Genomic DNA, 23,996 nt, shown 5'->3' on the forward strand with positions numbered 1-23,996 from the left:
CCAATGCTTTTCAGTTTTCCTGTATGTGAGAAAAATATGCACTATCAACAGCAAAAACACTTCCCGGCGGGTTTTCTGTGGGGAGCCTCAACGTCGGCTTATCAGGTTGAAGGGGGGTGGCAAGCCGAGGGAAAAAGCCCGTCGATCATTGATAAATGCCAGCACCCTGAGCATACCGCCGACTTCACCGTGGCCAGCGATCACTATCATCGCTTTAAAGAAGACGTGCAGCTGTTTGCGGAACTGGGATTAAAGGCTTATCGCTTCTCTATCGCCTGGACGCGTATTCTTCCCGACGGCACGGGCGCCATCAATCCGCTGGGCATCACGTTTTACAACAGCCTGATTGATGAGCTGAATGCGCACGGTATCGAACCGGTCGTCACGCTCTACCATTTTGATTTGCCTTATTGCCTGGAAGCCCAGGGCGGCTGGCAGAATCGCGCCACGATTGACGCTTTTGTTCACTACGCCCGCACGCTGTTTACCCATTTCGGCGACAAGGTGAAATACTGGCTGACGATTAACGAGCAGAACACCATGATTCTGCACCCCGGTGCGATTGGCCTGCCGGAAGGCGGTGTTTTACCGTCTAAAAAGGCGCTGTATCAGCAGAATCACCACATGATGCTGGCGCAGGCGCAGGTGATGGCGCTGTGCCACGAACTCGCGCCCAATGGCCTGATTGGTCCGGCAATCAATACCACCTCAATGTATCAGGCCACCAGCAAGCCGGAAGATGCCATCGCCGCGCACAACTGGGAAACGCTGCGCTGCTGGAGCTTTCTGGATGTTGCAGTGCACGGTCGCTACAACGCGCTGGCCTGGCGCTATCTGGAAGATCGTGGTCTGGCACCGGAAACATTGCCCGGCGATGACGACATCCTGCAATCGGGAAAACCCGACTACGTGGCGATTAACTACTACTCCACCGCCACCATTGCCGCCAGCAAAGGCGATGCATCGGATATCAGCGCCCGTGCGGGCGATCAGCAAATCATGCTGGGCGAACCCGGCGTTTACCGCGCAGCAGACAATCCGCACGTGGATAAAACGCCTTACGGCTGGGTGATCGACCCCGTTGGCTTGCGCTTAACGCTGCGGAAAACCTACGAACGCTATCATCTGCCGATCCTGATTACGGAGAATGGCATGGGTGCGCCAGATAAACTTGAGGCCGACGGCACGATCGACGATCAATACCGCATCGATTTTATTGCCCGCCATATTGAACAGATGCAGCTCGCCATCAGCGATGGCGTTGATCTTATTGGCTATTGCCCGTGGTCGGCGATCGATGTGGTCAGCACGCATCAGGGCTACGGTAAACGCTACGGATTTATTTATGTGAACCGCGACGAGTTCGATCTGAAAGATCTACGCCGTATCAAAAAGAAAAGTTTTTACTGGTATCAGAGCGTCATAGCATCAAATGGCGCACGGCTATTTCCTGGAGCGTCCTAATACTGACGCCCCAGTACACTCTGTTAAAACAGGGATAAGCTCACTCTGAATCACTCATGTTGCGGGAAAACGCCCCCGCAACATGAAAGAGAAGAAATGGGTTATTATTTTACTGACGCTCCCACTGATATCACTCAAGAAACGCATGATGGCTGAACCGATAAAAGCAATAAAAATACTGAACAATAGCCTGGTGTTATCTTCTGATGCAGATAACAACGAAATCATTGTCATGGGGAAAGGGATCGGTTTTAACAGCAAAACCGGAGATATTCTCGATCCGACCAAAATTGAGAAGACCTTTATTCTCAAGGATGGCACATCGCCTCGCGAATTTGCCCGTTTGATTGAACACGTCGGGGAAGAATATGTTCACATCGTGAATAAGATTATTGACGATGCGAATCGACAACTTCAGGGACGCCTGAGTGAACAGGTCTTTTTTACGCTGATTGATCATATCAGTTTTGCCATTGAGCGTTATCGCAAAGGCATCAGCATACAAAATCGTCTGCTTTATGAAGTAAAACGGTTTTATCCGCAGGAGTTTGCGATTGCCTCACGGGCGCTCAGCGACATTAACCGACAACTGAATCTGGAATTACCCGAAGAAGAAGCAGGCAATATCGCCTTCCATTTGGTCAACGCCCAAACTGACGTCCAGAATATGGAGAACACGCTCCAGTCGGTCAAAATGCTGAAAGATATCTTTAATATCATTCAGTACAACTTCCATATCGTGATTGATAAAGAGTCCATTAACTACTCTCGCTTCCTGACGCATATGCAATTCTTCATTCAGCGTCTGTTAGAAAATAGCCTGATTCATTCCAATGATGACTTTATTTTTGAACAGGTCACCAAAGAGTATCCTGATGCGTACAAATGTAGCCGACTGATCAAAGACTATATTCACAACTTGCTCAACATCGACATCTCTAACGATGAAATGTTGTACCTGATTATTCATATCGTCCGCATCACCCCGGAACAGGAAAGCGCTCCCAACAAGCGATAGATTGAGAAGCGGCTTTCATGCCGCTACTGTTCCTCGTTCTGATGACCTCACAAGTACAATACGCGCAAGACCCCACGCACCAGAACCCATCCCTGATAGCCCATCCGGACAGAATGCCCCAGTGGTCGCCCCGTGTCTCTTGATGCTTAAACGAGTGGCATGATGCGGGTGACACGGCGATTACTGAAGGTTTCATCGCATTTTTGGTTACCGGGCATGTTCAATCAATAAGGCATTGGCTACTATCAGCCCATAGGCAAATGATGGAAAATTTTTTGTGGCAACGATTACAGACATTGCTCGAAAAGCCGGAGTGGCCGCCTCAACGGTTTCTCGCGTACTTAATAACGATCCCAGCCTGTCCATAACCAAAGAAAAGCGCCAACTCATTAAGAACATTGCTCATGAGTTGGCCTATTTATCACCGACACAACGTAAGCAGCAGAAAAAACGGTTAGAGAATTCGCTGGTTGTACGTTCTCATTTCAAAAGGGATAACGACAATGTATTAAATCTCGCTGTCGTCCATTTTCTTACGCCCTCAGAAGAACTCAACGACCCTTATTTCACCGCAATGCGCATTGGCATTGAAAACCGCTGCCACCATTTTAATATTTCGTTACGCAATCTATTCACCACAAATTTATCTTCCAACAGCCATACTTTAGCCCAGGCGCAGGCGATTATTTGCGTAGGTCACTTTAGCGAAAGCGATATCGCCTTAATCTATTCATTAAATAAAAACCTGATTTTCATCGACTCCGCCCCCCTCGATAAAAAATGTGACGCCGTGCTCTTTGATCGGGAAGCAGCAGCACGCGAAGTATTACATTACATTGTTAAGAGCGGCGCTCAGCGTCCCGCATTTATCGGGAATAATGAAAGCCGGCTGCATGTATTCCAAGAGATAACCCAAAAATACGGCATCTACCACGAATCGCGATGCAAGGTCAGCCAGCTATTCTGTATTGAGTCCGGCTATCAGGCGATGAATGAGTTGCTGCAACAAAAAGCGTGGCCGGATGTCGTGTTCGCCGCAACAGACATTATCGCTATCGGCGTGTACCGTGCGATTCAAGAGAAAGGCATTGCCATCCCTAAGCAAATAAAAGTGATCGGGATGAATGATATCCCCACGGCACAGCATCTGAATCCCAGTCTGACCACCATGCGGCTTTACCCGACTGAAATGGGCGAAGCCGCCGTCGATCTGTTTTTAGAGCTGGTAGCGGGACGCTATTATAAAAAACACGTACAGGTTGGTTATGAGATGGTCTGGCGCGAAAGCTTCACACTCGGCACGACGTAACGTTGTCCTTTTATCATATGCCCCTTCTGCCGTTACTGATAAGGTGGCCACGTAATAGCACTACGCGGCCAGACAGCATCAATTAGCGGTTATTTTCCACAGCTGATTCCATCCGCCGTTATCATTCCATTGAATGCCGGATGCCCCATTCTCTGTCGAGCGACTACTGATATCCAAAAGCTTTCCGCTATTTCTATTCAGGATTTTATAATAGCCATCACCCGCATCTAAAATCAGCCATTGCTGGCTAAAATGGCCAGTGTTATACATTTGGATAATTTTCGCCCCGTCGTCATTGGCACTGGCGGCAATATCTATGTATTTTCCACTATTAACGTTCACCAGATTAAAATAACCATTACCCACCGCGTTAAAATAAAAGCGCTGGCTGTCCCAGTTACCATCGCTGTATTGCTCAAGCAATGCGCTATCTTCATGCGAACCGCCCACGACATTGAGCGATTTACCACTATGCCGATTAGCGATCTTATAACGTGTTCCGCTGATAAAATTGATTTGCGATTCGGCAAATGCGTCCAGTGCCCGGGTAAATTGCAATACATTGTTTGAAACGCGCGTCGTCGCACCTAATGCATAGCCATCCGGCAACACACTGGCATTACCCGCAGGTTCCCAATAAAAAACCCCAATGCCTTTATTTCCCGGCACCGCTTTAACAAGGTTAATGGTATCCCTAATCGTCCAGTAGCTGTCTGTCGGGTTAGTTTCCAAACCGCCGACTTCAACGACCATGACTTCCTTACCATACCGGCTCGCCATATCGTTGAGGTTGCTAGCCAGTGCACCAGTGAGCTCCCAATAATTTTTCCCCTCCCAATAGGGGTAGAATGAAAAGCCAATCACATCGGTTTTCCCACCGTGCGTGGTGAGGAAATTGTCAAAAAACCAGCGAGCGTTTGAATTATTATCTCCATGCGCCAAGTGGCTGATCACCTTAGAGGAAGGGCTGACCGCTTTCACCGCATCATAGCCCGCATTCAGTAGCTGCGTTAAGTTGGCAAACCGACTGGTACTGCCTTCCGGTAGTAAAATTCCCGGGTTCATTTCGTTGCCGACCTGCACCCATTCAGGCGTCACGCCTGCGGATATCAACGCACTCATCACCTCATGCGTGTGGTTATAAACGGCTGTCGTTAACTGGCTAAGATTGTAGTTCACCCACGCTGCCGGCTTGATTTGATGACCAGGATCCGCGAAAACATCGCTGTAGTGAAAATCCACCATGACGCGCATGCCCATCGCTTTGGCACGCTGTGCGGCATTCACCACGCGGGTTTTATCCGTATAGCCGAGCAGCGTCCAGGTCGTATTATCTTTATGCCATAGCGCACTGGGATCGGGGTTAACAAAAATACGCAACCGCACAGCGTTTATGCCGTGATCGCGCAAGATCTGTAATACATCACGCTGCGTTCCGGTATCGTCACGCCAGGTGACTCCCCGATCTTCCAATTGTTTTACCCAGCCAATATCTGCGCCATAAGCAAACGGCTGCGCCGCCTTAGCCAGACTGGTCGCCATAAACCCGATAAACAGCATTAACAGTACAGAGATCATTCCTGAATAATTATTCTTTTTCATTCATTTCTCCTTGAGGTAACACGCTTAAATGGTATTTATGACATAAATACCCAGGTACAGATTCAAGAATAGCGTGCGAGATTTATAGAAATAAATCTCACATAAGAGGCCAAGCAGCCAATATTAATGGCTGCCTAGCTAATTTCCTGAGTTTTTCACTTATTCTGCATGGCGTTATTCTCACCATGATAGACATTTATTTTTTAATTAATTCGTTTTCCGTTTTCATCAAAAAAATGCAGATTTTCACTACGACATGTCAGCGGAATCGTTGAGTAAGGCGCAATACTGTTATCCCCCGACAAATGCACCTTGAAATGACTCACACCAGAGTAAGCACCAAAAATATACGTCGCATTACCCAGCCTTTCAGTAACCTCACTATTGATCGACAAGCTGACATCCCCGCCATTCGGGTCAATGCTCAGGTGTTCAGGGCGAATGCCCACGGTAATTTTCTGGTCGGTGTGCAATCCGTGGTTAGCGAGATTAACGGAAAGTGTATTGAGCTGATTAATCAAGATACTCACGTTATTCCCTTCAACTTGTAGCACTTCACCGGGTAGAAAATTCATATTCGGCGAACCGATAAAACCGGCAACAAAAAGATTCTCCGGCTTATGGTATAGTTCCATCGGTGTGCCAACCTGCTCAATATATCCTTTGTTTAACACCACGATTTTATCCGCCAGCGTCATTGCTTCCACCTGATCGTGCGTCACATATATCATGGTATTACGCATTTCCTGGTGCAACCGGGCAATCTGCAAACGCATTTCCACACGTAATTCGGCGTCGAGGTTCGATAGAGGCTCATCGAATAAGAACACTTTAGGGTCGCGTACAATGGCCCGTCCAATCGCAACGCGCTGGCGTTGGCCACCAGACAGTTGTTTCGGTGTACGATCCAATAATCCTTCTAGCTGAAGCGTCATCGCCGCCTTTCGCACCATTTTTTCGACTTCGGCTTTGGGGTGTCCATTCATTCTTAACCCAAATCCCATGTTTTCAGCCACGGTCATATGCGGGTACAGCGCATAGGATTGAAAAACCATCGCAATCCCTCGCTCTGCGGGATCAAAATGGTTAACTAAACGGTTATCAATATGAATTTCGCCATCCGTGATCTCTTCCAGCCCAGCGATCATTCTCAGCAACGTCGATTTACCGCATCCCGATGGGCCAACGAATACCACAAACTCGCCAGAATTAATTTCAAGATTGATACGATGGATCGTCTCCGTCTTATCGTAACGTTTCACTATATTTTTTAGTAAAATATCAGCCATGTGAACCTCAAACGTTAATTTTCCATTGAGAGCGTATTACTTTACCGCTCCCGTCATGCTGGCGATAAATTGCTTCTGCATGGCAAAGAAGATAAGTAAACTGGGAAGTGTAGAAATAACCGTTCCAACCATAATCAATCCGAAGTCTGGAGAATAAGCAGAAGCAAAACTCGATAGCACCAGATTAATCGTTTTTAATTCATTAGATTGAAGGACAATAAGCGGCCAGAGAAAGGCATTCCATGACGTCATGAAAACAATAATAAAAGCAGCGGAATAACTGGCACGCATAATCGGCACGTAGACGTACAGGAAAATTTTCCACTCAGCGACGCTTTCCACCCGCGCAGCATCGATCAACTCTCTCGGAAACGTTTTAGTACACTGCCTAAAGTAGAAAATAATAAATGCCCCGGCAACGGTCGGCATGATCACAGCAAAATGCGTATCCAGTAACCCCGCCTTACCAAACATGGTGAAGAGCGGGATCATTAACGCCGCGAACGGGATCATCATCGTCGTTAATAGCGCCACATAGACACGTTCACGATTCTTGCTGGCATAAATTTCAAACGCATAGCCTGCGATAGAGCACACGACAAGCGTTGACACCGTACTGATCAACGCAATTTTTGACGTGTTCCAGAATACCAGCGCCAGATCCACCTGACTCGTCAGGTTGGTAAAATTGACCAGTAATTGATCGCCAAACGTGAATTTCCCCATGTTGATTTGGCTGGTGCTATTCGTGCTCGATACCACCATCCAATAGAAAGGAAAAAGCGAAAAAATGCTCATCAACACGAGAAAAATATGCATGAGTAGGCTGTTAACTTTACTTTTTCTCATCTCATCCCTTCCGTGCTGCTTTAAACTGAATCAGTGCCAATATTGCTGAAAAAACAACAATGACGTAGGAAACCGTTGCCGCATAGCCAAAATTAGGCACAAACTTGAATGACAGGTTATAAATATAAAGCGATAACGTCAGCGTCGCATTTGCCGGGCCGCCATTCGTAATATTCATCGCTTCATCAAACAACTGTAATGTACCAATGGTTGATGTCACGCTGGTAAAAAGAATAACTGGTTTCAGTAAGGGGATCGTAATGAAGAAAAATTGCTTAATTGGGCTGACGCCATCAACCCGGGCGGCCTCATAAATCGACTTATCAATATTCTGCATCGCGGAAAGATAGAATATCATGTTATATCCCGTCCAACGCCATGTAATGGCAATAATGATGGTCACCTTCGCCCAGAAAGGATCGGATAGCCACGGAATCGGATCGTCAATAACATGAATAAACAGTAAGAATGAATTAATCACGCCATCCAGTTCGAACATACTCTTGAAAAGAATTGAGTAGGCCACCAGTGAGGTCACACAGGGCAAAAAGATCGCTATCCTAAACCACTGGCGATATTTAAGCTGAGAAGAGTTCAAACAAGAAGAAATCGCCAATGATAATAAAATCATAATCGGCACCTGGATTACCAGAAAGGTCAGCGTATTCCAAAGCGCCGTTTTGAACATAGGATCATTGAATAAACGAATGATATTTCCCAGGCCAACAAATTGAGTCACCACACCACGGCCAGACTGAAAAGAGAGCCAAAGTGATTTGAAAATAGGGTATATCGTCATTAAGGCAATTAACCCAACAGCGGTGGCGACAAAAGCCCAGCCGTTGATGTTATAAAGCCTATTCATTTTAGGTTTATACATCATTATCACACCATCGATTTCCGGAGAGAAACGCTTGAGGGCTTCCCGCCCTCAAGCTCACACTCGCTACTGCATAATCTGATTTTTTAATGTCCTTTCGGCGCGTTTTAACACGTCATCGACAGCATCGCCTTTCAGTAATGCAGGTATTTCAGCAGCAATGGCGTTATCAACTTCCTGAGTATACATACCGTAGGAAACCTGTGGGATTTCCGTCACCCATTTAGAAAAATCAGCGAACACGGGTTGCCCGCCAAAGAACGGATCCTGTACCGCGTAAGCAGGGCCGGAAGTGGCTGGCAGGAAGGTGGCGAGCGCCCCACGATCGACCAAAAGGGTTTGATACATATTGCTATCCGCCGCGAAGGTTTTCTGCAAAAATTCAATCGCCTGTTTTGTGTTTTTGCCACCTTTTAAGACATACCAGCTCGATCCCCCCTGATTGGAGGCATGGACCGCGTTGTCGAGGTTCAACCGTGGGATCGGCGCGACACGCCATTTTCCTTTTTGATCTGCGGCGCTTTTAATTGAACCAATCACCCATACACCCGAAACCACACTCGCCGATTTTCCGGCATTAAAACTCCCCACGAAACTCGACCAGCCCGAAATAGGACGTGCAATTTTTGCGTCATTAATCGCTTTAATGGTTTTTAATGTTTCTTTCAGTGCATTATTTTTGGTGAGATTGAGTTGCCCTTGATTATCAAAGAACCATTCTCCACCAGACTGCATCATGATATGAGGAAGAACCACATCGTTCATATCGTAGGTCAGCATATCAACGCCGGTTTTTGCTTTTACCTGTTTACCGATCTCAATATATTTATCCCAAGTAATATTCACCATATCGCTCTCTTTATATCCGGCAGCTTCCAGATAATCGAGTCGATAGAACATTCCCGCTACGCCGGAATCAAAAGGAACACCGTATACCTTATTCCCTACCGTCATCACTTTCGTTTTATACGGTGCAAACTGGCTATAATCGATAGCGTCCTGCAATGGGATAAACGAATCAGGATAAGCCTGAAGGTATTTCTGAGCATTATAATCTTCAATAAGCACAATATCGGGAAGCGAGTTTTTAACCCCTGAAGCCAACATGGTATTTAATTTCTGCTCAATATCTTCTTTACCTGAGTCGATCACTTTCAGACTAAAACTGGGATCGGCTTTTTTATATATCGACGATGCCTCATGCATTGCCGCGACATTGAAGTTAGGATCCCAGGCCCACACGGTGACTTCAGCAGCCAGGCTATGACTCGATAAACCCAGTGTGAGGAATGAAACTGCAAATAGGGTAGATACTTTGTTATTGATCTTCATCAGAGCAGTCCTTCTTTACTTTTTGTAAAGAGAGAATATGAGTTACTGCATAATGAAGCAACGAGTTACACCGCTTACATTCTTTCATCCGGTGATACGGGTCACACAACAGGGAGAAAAATGACTAAATATTCGATCTAAATACAAAAATTTTAGGAAAATTTTCCCTCCATAACGCGCATAACAGCCGATAAAATCGATTAAAATAAAAACAAAAACCACAACACATCATTGAAAATAAAACAAAAAATAAAAGTATAAAAAGGCTACTCAGCTAATATTAACCACAATCACACCGTCACCATCGAATTACGCAAAAATGAAAGCGTTACCACACAACATCAAGCGGCACATGGGGATACCCGTGTGCCGCAAAACCTCTCTACGTTCTGACAAACCAGTCGCGGATGATCGCGTGCTGTAGCAGCATGATGGTTTTGCCGTCTTTAATCCGACCATCGTTCATCATCGCGACGGCTTCGCTGAACGGCAATTCCAGCACTTCAATATCTTCATCTTCTACACCGCCGCCCGAGTTATCCCGTAGCGATTCATCGTACTCGGCCGCAAAGAAGTGCAGCCTTTCTGTGACACCGCCGGGTGACATATAGGCATCGAACAGCTTCTCAACATTGCCGACCGCATAACCGGTTTCTTCTATCGCCTCGTTGCGGATGCACTCTTCGGGCGAATGATCGTCCAGTAACCCCGCGCACGCTTCCAGCAGCATGCCGCTTTCGTTACCGTTGACGTAGGTAGGAATACGGAACTGCCGCGTCAGGATCACCGTGCCTTTCGCCCGGTTGTACAACAGAATCGTCGCACCATCACCACGGTCGTAAACCTCACGAATCTGGCGTACTACGCCGCCATTCTTTCTTTTTAAATCAAAAACATATTTATGAAGGATAAACCAGTGGTCGGACAGCAGCTTCTTTTCGACGATATCAATGGGAGATGACATGCAAACACCTGGACGATCGATGATGGAAGGGGCTCATTTCATTTATAACAACCGGATTATCATATCCCCTTTCCGCCCCGGCATAAACGTGCTGCCAGCGCATCTTTATGAGTGCCAGTTTCCTACTAAAATCTATTCTATCTGAGTCAGCAACTTGCTCATTACTATTCACTTTCATTTGATGAGAAAACGAGCAGAATAACGACATATTCGCCTACCGTCGACCACTATCACAATTCAGGAGAATCCATGCCATACGTCAACATCAAAATCACCAATGAAGGCGCCACCGCTGAGCAAAAACGCCAATTGATTGAGGGTGTAACCCAACTGCTGGTCGATGTGCTAAACAAGAATCCAAAAACCACCGTCGTCGTGATTGATGAAGTCGATACGGACAACTGGGGAATCGGCGGCGTGCCGGTGACGGAGCTGAGGAAAACCAGTCAGTAAGAAGGCAAGTGTGATAATAGTTTAGTCATAGTGCGTTGAGCGGTGCCACCACCCGCGTCTGGCCTAATAAGTGGTGGCATCCGATCTATATCCCCAGCATCGTATCAATGAGCAGATACATATTCAGAGAAACCACGAGCACGACAATGAGTTGCCCGATGCGCTGTACCCATTTGCCGTTGACCATCGCCCCCATAAGCTCGCGGTTGCCGGTGAAGGACAGCAGCGGAACCAGCGCCAGCGCAATCCCGAAACTCAGCACCACCTGACTCAACACCAGCACGCGCGTCGGATCCATACCGGACAGGATCACGATAAACGACGGCAGCATCGTTACGGTGCGGCGTACCCAAAGCGGAATGTGGAAACGCACAAATCCCTGCATCACCACCTGCCCCGCCAACGTACCGACAACCGTAGAGGACAGGCCAGCAGCCACCAGACTCAGACCAAAAATTATCGCGGCGGCTTTACCCAGCAGTGGCTCCAGCGTGAGGTAGGCTTTATCCAAATCGGCAATATCCTGATTGCCGCTGAAATGGAACGCCGCCGCTGCCGTCGCCATCATCGCCAGATTGACGAACCCGGCGATGGTCATCGCAATCGCGACATCGACTTTCGTGGCAGAATAGCGCTCGGCACGAGTATGGCTGCCTTCGTGCTGCGTCAAGGAAGAGTGAAGATAAATCACATGCGGCATAATGGTCGCCCCCAGAACGCCCGCCGCCAGCAGCACGGCATCAGAGGTCGGCAGACTAGGGATCGCCATGCCTTTGGCTAATGCGGACAACTCCGGCTGAGAGAAGACCAGTTCGACAATATACGCCGCTGCAACAAACAGCAGCAGGCCACCGATGACCATCTCCAGCGGCTTCTGACCGCGCTGTTGCAGCATTAAAATCAGGAAAGTTGCAATAGCGGTGAGAATCGCGCCTTCCAGCAACGACACGCCCAGGAGCAGTTTGAAACCAATCGCCGCACCGATAAATTCGGCCAGATCGGTCGCCATTGCAATAATTTCGGCCTGTACCCAATACGCCCACACGGCCGGGCGCGGAAAACGATCGCGGATATGTTCCGCCAGATTCTTACCCGTTGCGATCCCCAATTTGGCGGACAGCAGTTGGATCAGCATCGCCATCAGGTTCGCCCACACCACCACCCACAGCAACGTATAGCCATAGGCTGCGCCAGACTGGATGTTCGTGGCGAAGTTACCCGGATCGATATAACCAATCGCCGCGATAAACGCCGGGCCCATCAAAGAGAGTTTTATCTTCCTTGATGTACGGCTTGTTGACTCAATAACACGGCTACCCGGCATAGTATGACCCTTCTAACACTGGTGTTTTACTACTCTCACAGAAACGATAATGATTATCAAGTGCATTTAGAGAGGTGATACCAATTCTTTTGATAGTTAAAGATGATGAGTCATTCAAAACCTAAAAAACATCTTTTTTATCAAACAAATCTTAACAAAATATAAACAAAAAACCCCATACGGTGGGCATTAATGCCGATCGTTTAAGAATCGAGATATCGGGGGCTACCACGGTGCGAGGTATCCCTACGGGAACCTCATCACCGTGTTTCCCCCTAAATCCACGCTTAAGTGAACAGCATTAATGCGGTGGGCATAGGGTTTGGAAGGAAGATACGTTTTAGCCATGCGCGTATTGTAACTGTAGCGCATAAAATCAGAGTATCAGTCTTGTGCTTTTGATACCGCAACCATCGCCGGACGCAGCAAACGGCCGTTCAGCGTATAGCCTTTTTGCATGACCATCATGACATGGTTTGGCTGATGATCGGCCGAAGGTAGCATCGTCATTGCCTGATGCACTTCTGGATTAAACGGTACGTTTACCTCACCGACAACCTCAATACCAAATTTGCGGACGGCATCCAGCAATGATTTCAGCGTCAGTTCAACCCCTTCAATCATCGCAGCCAGTGATTCATTGGCTTTGTCCGCCGTATCCAGCGCGCGTTCCAGGTTATCGATAACCGGCAGCATTTCGCTGGCAAATTTTTCTACCGCAAATTTATGCGCTTTCTCAACATCCATTTCCGCACGGCGGCGAACGTTATCGGCTTCAGCACGGACGCGAAGCATATTGTCACGTTCACGCTGTTGCAGTTCGCTCAACTGAGCTTCCAGTTCGGCGATGCGCGCATCACGCGGGTCAGCTACGTCTGCCGTCTCTGGCGCGGCATCCGCTTGCTGCCCTTTTGCTGCTTCCTTTTGATCCAGCACTTGCTCGTCAGGCGTTTTCTGTTCTTTACTACTCATGAAATTCTCCGCGGTTTAGCATTAATCTCGCTAGTTGCTTATTATGGGGATCAAAATCGGGGATTCAAGGGAACCCGTCATATATTGGTTCCCGCCGCTGCCGATACACCACGCTGAGGACAAAACAGCAATGAACACACCGCTTACAATGAACAGGCCGTTTAATTGTATTGGCATTGTCGGCCATCCACGCCATCCAACGGCGTTGGCAACGCATGAGATGCTTTACCACTGGCTCACCGAAAAAGGTTACTCGGTTCTGATCGAGCAGCAGATCGCCCGTGAACTGAACCTGAAAGACGTGCCGACGGGTAGCCTTGCCGACATCGGTCAGCAAGCGGATCTGGCGGTTGTCGTCGGCGGTGACGGCAATATGCTCGGCGCGGCGCGCGTGCTGTCGCGCTATGACATCAAGGTGATCGGTGTGAACCGGGGTAACCTCGGATTTCTGACCGATCTCGATCCTGACCATGCGCAGCAACAGCTTTCTGACGTTCTCGACGGCCACTATCTGAGCGAACAACGCTTCATGCTGGAAGCGCATGTTTGCCGCGCAAACCAGCCCGACAGCATCAGTACCGCCATTAACGAAGTGGTGCTTCACCCGGGAAAAGTCGCACATATGATTGAATTTGAAGTCTATATTGACGACAAATTCGCCTTCTCCCAACGTTCAGACGGCCTGATTATCGCCACGCCTACAGGCTCAACCGCCTATTCCCTTTCCGCTGGCGGCCCGATTCTGACGCCGTCGTTGGATGCGATTGCGCTGGTCCCCATGTTCCCGCATACGCTGTCTGCACGCCCGCTGGTCATCAACAGCAGCAGTACGATTCGGCTCAAATTTTCCTGCATTACCAATGACCTGGAAATCAGTTGCGACAGCCAGATTGCACTGCCGGTACAGGAAGGTGAAGAAGTGCTGATTCGCCGCAGCGAGCACCACCTAAATCTGATTCATCCAAAAAATTACAGCTATTTCAATACACTAAGTTCAAAGCTCGGCTGGTCAAAAAAATTATTCTAAAATTCTACCCAGCTACTTTACTGTATATAAAACCAGTTTATACTGTATGTAATCACATGTGATTACATACAGGGGATTATCATGCTGGCGCAACTCACTATCAGTCACTTCGCCATCGTGCGCGAATTAGAAATTGATTTTCAGTCAGGAATGAGCGTTATCACCGGGGAAACCGGTGCGGGGAAATCTATTGCAATCGATGCCCTCGGTTTATGTCTGGGAAATCGTTCTGACGCCAGCATGGTCAGGCCGGGCGCAGCCCGCGCCGACATTTGCGCCCGCTTTGCGCTGGCGGATACCCCAACGGCACGCCAATGGCTGGAAGAAAACCAGTTGGATGACAGCAACGAGTGCCTGCTACGTCGCGTCATTAGCGCCGATGGTCGCTCGCGTGGCTTTATTAACGGCACCGCCGTGCCGCTGTCTCAACTGCGTGAACTCGGCCAGCATCTGATTCAGGTACACGGCCAGCATGCCCATCAGCTACTGCTGCGCCCCGACCACCAAAAACACCTGCTGGATGCGTATGCCGATGAACCGAAGCTATTGGTGGCTATGCAGCAGGTTTGGCATCAGTGGCACCAAAGCTGCCGTGCGCTGGCGCAGTTGCAACAGGCGACGATTGAGCGCGAGGCTCGCCGGGAACTGCTGCAATACCAATTAAAAGAGCTGAATGAGTTCGCGCCACAGCCCGGTGAATACGAACAGATTGACGTTGAATACAAGCGTCTGGCAAATAGCGGCCAGCTACTGACGATGAGCCAACAGGCCATGCAGTTGCTGAGCGAAGACGAAGAGCAGAACATCATCAGCATGCTGCACAGCGTAAAACACCAGCTTGGCGAACTCATCAGCATGGATGACAAGCTGTCTGGCGTGCTTTCCATGCTCGAAGAAGCGGGCATTCAGCTCAGCGAAGCCAGCGATGAACTGCGCCACTACAGCGAACAGATGGATCTCGACCCAATTCGCCTGTATGAACTGGAACAGCGTCTGTCACGTCAGCTCGCGCTGGCACGTAAACACCATGTTGCGCCAGAGGCGCTGCCTGCGTTCCATCAGCAGCTACTGGAAGAACAGCAACAGCTGGAACAGCAGGAAAGTGACCACGACGCGCTCAACGCCTCCGTCGGCGAATATCATCAGCAGGCGTTGCACCTTGCAGAACAGCTGCACGTGCGCCGTCAGCACCACGCCAGCGAACTGGCACAGCTCATCACGACCAATATGCGTGAACTGGCGATGCCACACGGCCACTTCACCATTGATGTGAAGTTTACGCCGGACAGCCTGACGGCCACCGGTGCCGACAGTATCGAATTCCGCGTGACCACCAACCCCGGCCAGCCACACCAGACGTTGGCGAAAGTGGCATCGGGCGGCGAACTGTCGCGTATCGCACTGATTATTCAAGTGATCACCGCGCAGAAGATGGACACTCCGGCGATGATCTTCGATGAAGTCGATGTCGGTATTAGCGGGCCAACCGCCGCAATTGTCGGCAGAATGCTGCGCCAGCTCGGTGAATCCACGCAGGTGATGTGCGTGACGCACCTGCCGCAGGTCGCAGGCTGCGGTCATCAGCACTTCTTCGTGAGTAAACAAACGGACGGCGCAGAAACGGAAACCCTGATGCAACCGCTAGATAAACGCGCTCGGCTACAAGAATTGGCACGTCTTCTGGGCGGCAGCGCCGTGACCAAAAACACGCTGGCAAATGCCAAAGAACTGTTGGCGGCCTAAAATCCACTGCCGACAAAGGCGAGAAAGGTGCATCACCGGTAAAAAAGCTCAACTTTTTTACCTTCCTGAGGTCATACAATCGCCTTGCAGGTTTCCAAGTCCTGCAAGGTCTATTATCATCGGCAACCTATGCCCTTAAGGAATGTAATCACTATGCGCTGTAAAACGCTGACTGTCGTCGCCGCGGTGGTTGTTATGCTGACTGCCGGTTGTTCCACACTGGAAAAGGTGGTCTATCGGCCGGACATCAATCAGGGAAACTATCTGGCACCGGCTGACGTTGCAAAAATTCACACTGGCATGACCAAACAACAGGTCGCTTATACGCTGGGTACTCCTATGATGCAGGATCCGTTTGGCAGCGATACCTGGTTTTATATCTTCCGCCAGCAGCCTGGTCATGAATCGGTAAAACAGCAGACGCTGACGCTGACCTTCAGCGGCAGTGGCGTGTTAACCAACATCAACAACAAACCTGCGCTGGATTAATATCCACTAACTTTTCAGGTTGCCTGCACAGGAGTATAGGAAATTATTTTCTGTACTCCTGTTTCTCTTATGAAATAAATCTGTATTCTCCTTTCCCCTCCATTGCTTCTTCTCTAGTATATTATTCAAAATAAGTCACCCTCTTATCGTATATTCAGTCTATCGATGCTACTTACCATCATTTTAGCCATCCATTAATAGCTACAAAGGAAGATTATGAGCGAAATAATTATTAACCTAGATAACATTAATGATATCAATGAATATTCAGAAAGCACCATGTTACAACAGACGGCCAAGAAAAAGTTAGATACCTTGCTGAACGATTTCATTAAAAATGTAGAAAAAAACACAGCAAGTGGAATGAAAAACTGTTGTAAAGAAATAAACAATCAGATCAATAAATTACAACGTCATAACAACACTATATTTGTAAATGGCCAACGCGGCACGGGTAAAACGACATTCCTCAACGCTGTGTTAGATTTTTATTCAAGAAATGAAAATGGCATATGTCCATTAGCCTTTATTGACCCGACATTAATTGAAACGCATCAAAATATCATTGTTGATATAGTCGTGAAATTTAAGCAACTCTATGATGAATCATTAAAATATTGTTCAGATCAGGAGCAATACCATGAACTCAACAAATATCTTGAAAAGATGGCTGAAGGTTTGCGATTACTCGGCGAACAAAAAAACAATCACAGCAAGCATGATGACGCATGGTTTCTTAGCCAAGCATTAAAAAACTCAAAAAGCGGGCAATGCCTTGAAGAACGGCTTCATCAATTTATTGATAAAATAGCGACAACATTAAACAAAAAATTGTTTATTATTGCTATTGATGATGTTGACACTAATACCGAAAAAGCTTATGAGATATTGGAAAATATTCGCAGATACTTATCCCATCCAAGAATCGTTGTCATTATTTCTGGTGATGTAACGTTATATAATTACATAATAAAAAACAGAAAAATCATTGAGTTAACTAACGTTTACAAAAGCAAAGAAAAAGACACCGAAACAGAAAGACTAGTCGGCCACTTAACTCAACAATATTTAACTAAAATATTCCCAACCTATCAACGAATAGAGTTAAAAAATATAAAAAAAATCAATAATGAAATAGGAGTAAGCATAGAAAGCAGCAAAGAAGAAAGAAAAGAAATCACAGTTTTACTTGAATTGATATTAACAAAAACATTAAACCTAAAGTCTCAGAATATCAACACAAACATTAACTTCTTACTTTCCCAGCCGATAAGAAGCATTGTTCAATTACTAAAACAAATCACTGATGACAAACAAAATGATGAAATTAATTATCTACCCGAACATCTTATTTCAGCATTAAAGTATATCTTCATAAATGAATTAATCTATCAAAACATAGACAATACATTGCTAGAAACCAATGACCCTGAAATTAACCAAATAGCCAGTACAGTATTTGACTTATGCCATCGGCATGGAGAACTAGAAACTGGGTTTTATTTACGGCCAGACAATAGCGATGATGCTTACAATGCTGCAAAATTCTATATGGCAGCTATTCTCAGCAAGAAAATTGAAAAAAACACTTTGTCAAATGCATTAAAGTTCATGATTTCCTGTGCGGCCAGTGCCAACACCTATATTCATTACGTGGAAAATAGCAACGAGAGTGATAAAGATAACTTTAGTGAAAAATATAAAAATTATATTGGAATAACAAGAAATGAGAACATCATCACTATAGCCGCACATCTTAACTCAGTCATTTTCAATGAGAACAAAGGAAATAAAAAAATACACTGCGGCATTATAAGGATAAACAGGAGAAAAACAGCCTTTAATGAGGATAGCTTTACACAAATAACCAACTGGGTTAGTGATGACGTAATTGGATCATTAGAACAACTTTCAAGAAAAATGAACAATAAAAAAGATGGAAGCTATGAATATAAATATATTGATTACGTTGCTGCAACAACCATATTAATATCATCCCACAGCATTCAGGCCGGCGCTGAAAAAAGAGATTACATCTCAATCATCTCCCTTCTCTCAGTCATCGCTCAATTATTAGAATATAATGGCGATATTGATATTCGACGATTCATCCCACTAAACACCTATAGTTCGCCGAATTTTTTAAAAAAGTCTATAAATGATGACGAAAGCCTGTATAATAATGAATCAGATGAAACAAATGAATACTTAAGCACAGAAAACGAAAATGCAAAAACACTTAACAAAGAGATAAATGAATGGATAAAGGATACAAATGAAAAATCAACCTCTTGCTCTCCTTTACTGATAGGTAAAATATGGGAAAGAATACAATATTCCCTGATATCCATATCAGAAAAATCCACAGAGAACGTAAATTACGGAAGTAAAAAGGGGGATATACTACTCGAAACCGCATTCTCTCGTTTTGTTTGGGGAGTAATTAATGCGATTCTTATCGAAGAAGTAAGATACAGCAAAAATGTTCCCCAAGACATCGTTGACACTTTTATTTCCGCCAAAAACGTCTCAACGACTTATGATGAACTTGTTGCAAACCTAATTAAAGTAGGGAATTTTATAGAAAGCAACAAAGAAATTAAACTCTCATCAATATTACCTATTAGTCATGCATTTTTAGGTTGTCCATTACTTCTCCCATTTATCATTCCTATATTTTTTAGTGAAAAAAGCGACTCTGAGAAAGAAAAAATAAAAAATCTATCTAAACAATTATCTTGTAATGATAATAAAGATGAATTAAGTGATGAAGAAAATGGAAGAGTTAAATTGATTAGCTCCTCGATTAAAGAAAAAAAAGACTATCTATTCATATCAAAACTTATTATTTCTGGCTGCTTCAGAAAAAGCGAGTAAGGGGAACGTATGTTTATCAACCAATATCTGTTGTCAGAACCTCGCCTCTATGAACTGTTGCTTGCACAACTTCCCCAACTGCTTTCTGGTGAACGTCAACATCTGGATGAAGAAGCAATAGAAGCTGCCACGTACAACAGTTGGCACCAGCGAAATTTTCAGCACACCGATCCGATGTTTGATCGCCACTGGCGTCATTTAATCGAACGACAGCATGAGGCAAAAAGCTGGAGCCGAGCGTTGCTCGGCCAAGTGGCGAGGCATCACTTGGATCCCGATTTAAGGCGTTTAACAGTGCAACCCCAACGCTTTATGGAGTGGCAAAACTGGATTTCTAATCAGTCAGGCTTTCCCGTCATTGCCTATCAGGCTGAGCAGATGCTCTGCCGTAACGAATGCCCTTCAAATTTCGACCTATTTGATACTCTTGAACAAACATTAGGCCATCGGCCAATTATTTCGCCATGGCACCCATTAGTTGAAGACTACATAGAAAAAGAAGGATTACATGAAGCACATATGCACCTCAATGGCACCACATTTTTCGAGCTGATGTGGCATCACAGCCTGTTAAGCCCCAGTGCATTGCTTGATGAAATGGAGGAGAGCCGGAAAAAAGATTCAACTCGCATTCGCCGTTTTTATGCTGTGAGCACAAGATTAGATTCAGCGATAAAAGTCAAACGAATGCTATATATCGCCAGATACTGCCGAGAATGGCTATTACAGTGGGTTGATAAGCGTCCATCTGATGCACAACACAACGGCTTCACGAGGCTAGACTTTGCTAACATACTTCGCACCCAAGATATCGAAGATATTGATAGCACTTATTTTCCCTATGAACAGGAGCAATTCTCTGTCAAACAATATGAACATGGCATTTGTGAATTGCATTTTCATATCCGCGTATTGAATAAATTAAAAGCTAATGCCTCAATCTCAGCGTTGGAAGATGCCTGCTATTTGCTTTACCTGCTCAGTATGAATTTATTTCAACAATTATTGGTACAGCGAACCGATCAATATGGTTTTGATCAATTTCAAAAATTCACAGAACTTGGGCCACGCGAACCTATTGAAAAAGAATATGAATCACGTTTTTATCAATTACATGGAAAAAAACCTACACAAAACTCTATATTAACGACCTTTGAAGGTCGTTTTGCACCGAAAGATACGGAAGCTAAAAATGTAAATTTGCTCACAAAAATTCTATCCGGTTTTTGGCACTACCAACAACGAGGGAAGAAAAATGGTATCTTGGCTATGCCAACAGATATCAATCAACTCGCACAAGAGTGTCTGAAATTTTCTCGCCCTACATTACGACTTGTGACACATTTTATTAAAAAACCCTGGAATCATAATTCTGGAGAAACACATTTCAGTGTTTTACGAGAAGATATTATGCAGCGAGCAGATATCCTTTTTGCTCTTTTCGATAATAATCCCGCCTTACTCTCTATTCTGACCGCATTCGATGCCGCAGCAAATGAGCTGGAAAGCCCACCAGAAGTTTTCTCTGTACTTTATCGTAAGGCCAGACGTAAAGGCATAAAGAACTTTACTTATCATGCTGGGGAGGATTTTGAACACCTTATTAGCGGAATTAGGAATGTCTATGAAGCAATAACATTCCTTGATCTTTGCAATGGTGACCGAATAGGTCATGCTACCGCAATTGGCATTCTCCCTTCACTTTGGATAGAGAAAATGCCTGATAAAATCTATCTTCGTCGTGGGGAATGGTTAGAGAATTTACTTTTTATCAGAAAGGTATTAATTGAAGGCGGTGACGCAAAATTTTCTATTCCAATATTGGAAGATGCTATCACAACACAGGCTTACAAGATTTTCAATCAGCATATTCCTTTAACTATATTGCAACAGTTTTTTGATGGTCGCGGGTTATCTCCTGAGCAAGTTCGAGATTATTTGCAAGATAAATCAGACCAACAGATAGGCTGGATTGGTGAAGAGTTTAATGAGGTTCGCCAATTTAGTCAGCGTACAGGTGATGACGCGCTACGATTATTAACCATGCGATGGTTTGATCAAAATGTTATTTCACGTTATGAGCAACTTCAGGAGTGTAATACTCATTTTACTCCTGAATCACTGATATTACACGCTCAACAATATGTACAAAGCTTGGTGAAAGAAAAACACATCGTGATAGAGACATTACCTACCAGTAATGTCAGAATCAGTCATTATGAGTCAGTACATGAACATCATGTTTTCCGTTGGATGCAAATTCCTGAACGTAAAATAGAAGGGGATAGCGTAATGCAGATTGCATTAGGCTCAGACGATCAAGGCATTTTTGTGACGGATATGAAAAACGAGTTTTACCATCTTTTTTGGGCACTAGTGAATCATTATCACTACAGTCATAAAGATGCATTAGCATATGTAGCGACCATCAATGAAAATGGCCGTATCTATAGATTTGATTATCTACAATAGAGGCGATGAATCACTTAATTCCCCTCTGTGTCAGCGTATCTCACGCTATCGTCTCATAATAAATAGCCGACGATAGCGTCTTTAACCGCTTTGCCGATACCGTACATCACTTACTCTTAGAACGCTCTGCACGCTGGCGACGCAGCTCTTTAGGATCGGCAATCAGCGGACGATAAATTTCCACGCGGTCACCCTCCTGTACCACATCGGCCAGCTTCGCCGCACGGCTGTAGATACCGACTTTATTCACCTGTAAATCGATGTCATGTCGCAGCTCCAGCAGGCCCGATGCCACAATCGCCTGCTCAACCGTGCTGCCCTCTTCCAGCCTCACCGTGCGTAGATACTGGCGTTCCGGCAACGCATAGACCACATCAACCTGCATTGCGGACACTGTAGACCTCTTTTGCTCGCTGCGTGAAAGCCTGCACCATATTTCCCGCCAGCTCCTTGAATACTTTGCCAAAAGCGAGTTCAATCAAGGCATTGGTGAATTCAAATTCCAGATGCAGTTCGACTTTACAGGCATCGGCGCTCAGCGGCGTAAAATGCCAGTCGCCACCCAACTGACGGAAGGGGCCATCGACCAGTTGCATATTGATATTCTGGTTGTGTGTCAGCGTATTACGTGTGGTAAATGTCTTGCTGATACCGGCTTTAGAAACGTCCACTGCGGCGATCATCTCCCCTTCAGAGGAGGAGAGCACGCGGCTCCCCGTACAGCCCGGTAAAAACGCGGGGTAGGAAGCAACATCATTCACCAGCTTGTACATCTGTTCAGCACTGAACGGCACCAGTGCTGAACGACTTATCTTTGGCATACTATTTTCCGTGATTCATAAAACGCGCAAAATAATAGCACTGATAGCCCGACAGGCAAAAATTCTGCGAAGCTTATCGCACGATATCATTAACCACGACACGGACGCACGGCGGGGATTTCATTCCCAATGACATCCAGTATAATGACGGCACTATGACAAAGAAAAAAGCATACAAACCCGGTTCCGCCACCATTGCGCAAAACAAGCGCGCCCGCCACGAATACTTCATTGAGGAAGAATTTGAGGCTGGCCTTGCGCTGCAAGGATGGGAAGTCAAATCACTGCGCGCAGGCAAAGCAAACCTCAGTGACAGCTATGTCACCTTCATGAACGGTGAGGCTTACCTGTTTGGCGCCACTATCACGCCGCTAAATGTGGCTTCATCTCACGTCGTGTGCGATCCCATACGCACGCGCAAACTCCTGCTCAACAAACGTGAGCTGGAGTCGCTGTTTGGCCGCGTCAGTCGTGAAGGTTACACGGTCGTCGCGCTGTCCATGTATTGGAAAAATGCCTGGAGCAAAGTCAAAATTGGCGTAGCAAAAGGCAAAAAAGATCACGACAAGCGTGATGACATCAAAGAACGTGAATGGAAGTTAGACAAAGCCCGTATCATGAAGAACGCTAATCGCTAAGCCACTGGCTTAACAACGGTAAGTTCTGATATACTGGCGACAGTTTCTTGGGGGCTGATTCTGGATTCGACGGGATTTGCAAAGCCCAAGGTGCATGCCGAGGGGCGGTTGGCCTCGTAAAAAACCGCAAAAAAATAGTCGCAAACGACGAAAACTACGCTTTAGCAGCTTAATAACCTGCTCTGAGCCCTCTCTCCCTAGCCTCCGCTCTTAGGACGGGGATCAAGAGAGGTCAAACCCAAAAGAGATCGTGTGGATGCCTTGCCTGGGGTTGAAGCACTAAATCTAATCAGGCTAGTTTGTTAGTGGCGTGTCTATTCGCAGCTGGCAAGCGAATGTAAAGATAGACTAAGCATGTAGTACCGACGGTAGAGTGGTTCCGGACGGGGGTTCAAATCCCCCCAGCTCCACCAATTTAGACATCGGGTATTACCAGATAAGTCCGATGAAGTACGAAAAGCCCGCGCCATAAG

At 46.1% G+C, this 23,996-nt stretch carries 20 protein-coding genes and 1 other RNA gene; 11 read left to right on the forward strand and 10 right to left on the reverse strand.

Annotated elements, in window-relative coordinates:
* Window positions 1-36 precede the first annotated feature (36 nt).
* From O1Q74_RS16070 to O1Q74_RS16080, 3 genes are all read left to right on the forward strand, one after another.
* On the forward strand, window positions 37-1,464 hold the full coding sequence (locus O1Q74_RS16070; RefSeq protein ID WP_271874618.1) for a glycoside hydrolase family 1 protein: 1,428 nt from the start codon (window positions 37-39) through the stop codon (window positions 1,462-1,464).
* A gap of 148 nt (window positions 1,465-1,612) precedes the next feature.
* Window positions 1,613-2,482, forward strand: a complete 870-nt coding sequence (gene licT / locus O1Q74_RS16075) for a BglG family transcription antiterminator LicT (protein ID WP_271878966.1) — start codon at window positions 1,613-1,615, stop codon at window positions 2,480-2,482.
* A 277-nt stretch (window positions 2,483-2,759) separates the two neighbouring features.
* Window positions 2,760-3,791 (forward strand): LacI family DNA-binding transcriptional regulator, encoded by a 1,032-nt coding sequence (locus O1Q74_RS16080; RefSeq protein WP_271874619.1) that lies wholly within the window; start codon window positions 2,760-2,762, stop codon window positions 3,789-3,791.
* A 78-nt stretch (window positions 3,792-3,869) separates the two neighbouring features.
* Here the strand turns inward: O1Q74_RS16080 and O1Q74_RS16085 are convergent, their stop codons facing one another.
* From O1Q74_RS16085 to nudK, 6 genes are all read right to left on the reverse strand, one after another.
* Complete coding sequence (locus O1Q74_RS16085; protein ID WP_271874620.1) at window positions 3,870-5,393, reverse strand: glycosyl hydrolase 53 family protein; 1,524 nt, start codon at window positions 5,391-5,393, stop codon at window positions 3,870-3,872.
* A gap of 203 nt (window positions 5,394-5,596) precedes the next feature.
* Window positions 5,597-6,682, reverse strand: a complete 1,086-nt coding sequence (locus O1Q74_RS16090) for an ABC transporter ATP-binding protein (RefSeq protein ID WP_271874621.1) — start codon at window positions 6,680-6,682, stop codon at window positions 5,597-5,599.
* A gap of 36 nt (window positions 6,683-6,718) precedes the next feature.
* Entirely contained in the window at window positions 6,719-7,531 is an 813-nt protein-coding gene (locus O1Q74_RS16095; protein ID WP_225087021.1) for a carbohydrate ABC transporter permease, read from the reverse strand.
* A 1-nt stretch (window position 7,532) separates the two neighbouring features.
* Complete coding sequence (locus O1Q74_RS16100) at window positions 7,533-8,414, reverse strand: carbohydrate ABC transporter permease (protein ID WP_012773434.1); 882 nt, start codon at window positions 8,412-8,414, stop codon at window positions 7,533-7,535.
* A 63-nt stretch (window positions 8,415-8,477) separates the two neighbouring features.
* Window positions 8,478-9,743, reverse strand: coding sequence for an ABC transporter substrate-binding protein (locus O1Q74_RS16105; protein ID WP_271874622.1), 1,266 nt, complete (start codon window positions 9,741-9,743; stop codon window positions 8,478-8,480).
* A 382-nt stretch (window positions 9,744-10,125) separates the two neighbouring features.
* The gene (nudK, locus tag O1Q74_RS16110; RefSeq protein WP_271874623.1) at window positions 10,126-10,707 is read right to left on the reverse strand and encodes a GDP-mannose pyrophosphatase NudK; all 582 of its coding nucleotides are present in this window, start codon (window positions 10,705-10,707) and stop codon (window positions 10,126-10,128) included.
* 249 nt (window positions 10,708-10,956) lie between these two features.
* Here nudK and O1Q74_RS16115 point away from each other — a divergent pair, with 249 nt between their 5' ends.
* Complete coding sequence (locus O1Q74_RS16115) at window positions 10,957-11,160, forward strand: 4-oxalocrotonate tautomerase family protein (RefSeq protein ID WP_271874624.1); 204 nt, start codon at window positions 10,957-10,959, stop codon at window positions 11,158-11,160.
* A gap of 85 nt (window positions 11,161-11,245) precedes the next feature.
* Here O1Q74_RS16115 and O1Q74_RS16120 read toward each other — a convergent pair whose 3' ends face one another.
* Both O1Q74_RS16120 and grpE read right to left on the reverse strand, forming a co-directional pair.
* On the reverse strand, window positions 11,246-12,484 hold the full coding sequence (locus tag O1Q74_RS16120; protein WP_271874625.1) for an Nramp family divalent metal transporter: 1,239 nt from the start codon (window positions 12,482-12,484) through the stop codon (window positions 11,246-11,248).
* A gap of 384 nt (window positions 12,485-12,868) precedes the next feature.
* A complete protein-coding gene (gene grpE, locus O1Q74_RS16125; protein WP_225087004.1) occupies window positions 12,869-13,456 on the reverse strand; it encodes a nucleotide exchange factor GrpE in 588 nt (195 codons plus the stop codon).
* Between the two features lie 148 nt (window positions 13,457-13,604).
* Here grpE and nadK point away from each other — a divergent pair, with 148 nt between their 5' ends.
* The 5 genes from nadK to O1Q74_RS16150 all read left to right on the forward strand — a co-directional run bounded on the left by nadK (window position 13,605) and on the right by O1Q74_RS16150 (window position 22,064).
* On the forward strand, window positions 13,605-14,483 hold the full coding sequence (gene nadK, locus O1Q74_RS16130) for an NAD(+) kinase (protein ID WP_180743481.1): 879 nt from the start codon (window positions 13,605-13,607) through the stop codon (window positions 14,481-14,483).
* 81 nt (window positions 14,484-14,564) lie between these two features.
* Window positions 14,565-16,226 (forward strand): DNA repair protein RecN, encoded by a 1,662-nt coding sequence (recN, locus tag O1Q74_RS16135; protein WP_271874626.1) that lies wholly within the window; start codon window positions 14,565-14,567, stop codon window positions 16,224-16,226.
* Between the two features lie 153 nt (window positions 16,227-16,379).
* Window positions 16,380-16,715: an outer membrane protein assembly factor BamE gene (gene bamE / locus O1Q74_RS16140; protein ID WP_010282437.1), complete on the forward strand. Its 336-nt coding sequence runs from the start codon at window positions 16,380-16,382 to the stop codon at window positions 16,713-16,715.
* Window positions 16,716-16,931: 216 nt separating this feature from the next.
* Window positions 16,932-19,592 (forward strand): hypothetical protein, encoded by a 2,661-nt coding sequence (locus O1Q74_RS16145; RefSeq protein ID WP_271874627.1) that lies wholly within the window; start codon window positions 16,932-16,934, stop codon window positions 19,590-19,592.
* 9 nt (window positions 19,593-19,601) lie between these two features.
* Window positions 19,602-22,064, forward strand: a complete 2,463-nt coding sequence (locus O1Q74_RS16150; RefSeq protein ID WP_271874628.1) for a hypothetical protein — start codon at window positions 19,602-19,604, stop codon at window positions 22,062-22,064.
* 106 nt (window positions 22,065-22,170) lie between these two features.
* Here O1Q74_RS16150 and O1Q74_RS16155 read toward each other — a convergent pair whose 3' ends face one another.
* Both O1Q74_RS16155 and O1Q74_RS16160 read right to left on the reverse strand, forming a co-directional pair.
* Window positions 22,171-22,449: an RnfH family protein gene (locus O1Q74_RS16155; RefSeq protein ID WP_442953146.1), complete on the reverse strand. Its 279-nt coding sequence runs from the start codon at window positions 22,447-22,449 to the stop codon at window positions 22,171-22,173.
* Window positions 22,439-22,885, reverse strand: a complete 447-nt coding sequence (locus tag O1Q74_RS16160; protein WP_271874630.1) for a type II toxin-antitoxin system RatA family toxin — start codon at window positions 22,883-22,885, stop codon at window positions 22,439-22,441. Before O1Q74_RS16160 ends, O1Q74_RS16155 begins: the two co-directional genes overlap by 11 nt.
* 155 nt (window positions 22,886-23,040) lie before the next feature.
* Here O1Q74_RS16160 and smpB point away from each other — a divergent pair, with 155 nt between their 5' ends.
* Together smpB and ssrA are read left to right on the forward strand one after the other, a co-directional pair.
* Window positions 23,041-23,523 carry an SsrA-binding protein SmpB gene (gene smpB / locus O1Q74_RS16165; protein ID WP_012773422.1) on the forward strand — a complete coding sequence of 161 codons (483 nt, stop codon included), beginning with the start codon at window positions 23,041-23,043 and terminating at the stop codon, window positions 23,521-23,523.
* A gap of 50 nt (window positions 23,524-23,573) precedes the next feature.
* Window positions 23,574-23,936, forward strand: a transfer-messenger RNA (tmRNA) gene (gene ssrA / locus O1Q74_RS16170).
* The last annotated feature ends 60 nt before the right edge of the window (window positions 23,937-23,996 follow it).

It is taken from the genome of Pectobacterium sp. A5351, assembly GCF_028335745.1.
In the GTDB taxonomy this organism is placed as follows: Bacteria; Pseudomonadota; Gammaproteobacteria; order Enterobacterales; family Enterobacteriaceae; genus Pectobacterium.

What these genes read in the sequence shown, in the direction of transcription:
- O1Q74_RS16070 (WP_271874618.1), top strand. Translation starts at nt 37, where the DNA reads ATGCACTATCAACAGCAAAAACACTTCCCGGCGGGTTTTCTGTGGGGA.
- licT (WP_271878966.1), top strand. Translation starts at nt 1,613, where the DNA reads ATGGCTGAACCGATAAAAGCAATAAAAATACTGAACAATAGCCTGGTG.
- O1Q74_RS16085 (WP_271874620.1), bottom strand. Translation starts at nt 5,393, where the DNA reads ATGAAAAAGAATAATTATTCAGGAATGATCTCTGTACTGTTAATGCTG.
- O1Q74_RS16090 (WP_271874621.1), bottom strand. Translation starts at nt 6,682, where the DNA reads ATGGCTGATATTTTACTAAAAAATATAGTGAAACGTTACGATAAGACG.
- O1Q74_RS16095 (WP_225087021.1), bottom strand. Translation starts at nt 7,531, where the DNA reads ATGAGAAAAAGTAAAGTTAACAGCCTACTCATGCATATTTTTCTCGTG.
- O1Q74_RS16100 (WP_012773434.1), bottom strand. Translation starts at nt 8,414, where the DNA reads ATGATGTATAAACCTAAAATGAATAGGCTTTATAACATCAACGGCTGG.
- O1Q74_RS16105 (WP_271874622.1), bottom strand. Translation starts at nt 9,743, where the DNA reads ATGAAGATCAATAACAAAGTATCTACCCTATTTGCAGTTTCATTCCTC.
- nudK (WP_271874623.1), bottom strand. Translation starts at nt 10,707, where the DNA reads ATGTCATCTCCCATTGATATCGTCGAAAAGAAGCTGCTGTCCGACCAC.
- O1Q74_RS16115 (WP_271874624.1), top strand. Translation starts at nt 10,957, where the DNA reads ATGCCATACGTCAACATCAAAATCACCAATGAAGGCGCCACCGCTGAG.
- O1Q74_RS16120 (WP_271874625.1), bottom strand. Translation starts at nt 12,484, where the DNA reads ATGCCGGGTAGCCGTGTTATTGAGTCAACAAGCCGTACATCAAGGAAG.
- grpE (WP_225087004.1), bottom strand. Translation starts at nt 13,456, where the DNA reads ATGAGTAGTAAAGAACAGAAAACGCCTGACGAGCAAGTGCTGGATCAA.
- nadK (WP_180743481.1), top strand. Translation starts at nt 13,605, where the DNA reads ATGAACAGGCCGTTTAATTGTATTGGCATTGTCGGCCATCCACGCCAT.
- recN (WP_271874626.1), top strand. Translation starts at nt 14,565, where the DNA reads ATGCTGGCGCAACTCACTATCAGTCACTTCGCCATCGTGCGCGAATTA.
- bamE (WP_010282437.1), top strand. Translation starts at nt 16,380, where the DNA reads ATGCGCTGTAAAACGCTGACTGTCGTCGCCGCGGTGGTTGTTATGCTG.
- O1Q74_RS16145 (WP_271874627.1), top strand. Translation starts at nt 16,932, where the DNA reads ATGAGCGAAATAATTATTAACCTAGATAACATTAATGATATCAATGAA.
- O1Q74_RS16150 (WP_271874628.1), top strand. Translation starts at nt 19,602, where the DNA reads ATGTTTATCAACCAATATCTGTTGTCAGAACCTCGCCTCTATGAACTG.
- O1Q74_RS16155 (WP_442953146.1), bottom strand. Translation starts at nt 22,449, where the DNA reads ATGCAGGTTGATGTGGTCTATGCGTTGCCGGAACGCCAGTATCTACGC.
- O1Q74_RS16160 (WP_271874630.1), bottom strand. Translation starts at nt 22,885, where the DNA reads ATGCCAAAGATAAGTCGTTCAGCACTGGTGCCGTTCAGTGCTGAACAG.
- smpB (WP_012773422.1), top strand. Translation starts at nt 23,041, where the DNA reads ATGACAAAGAAAAAAGCATACAAACCCGGTTCCGCCACCATTGCGCAA.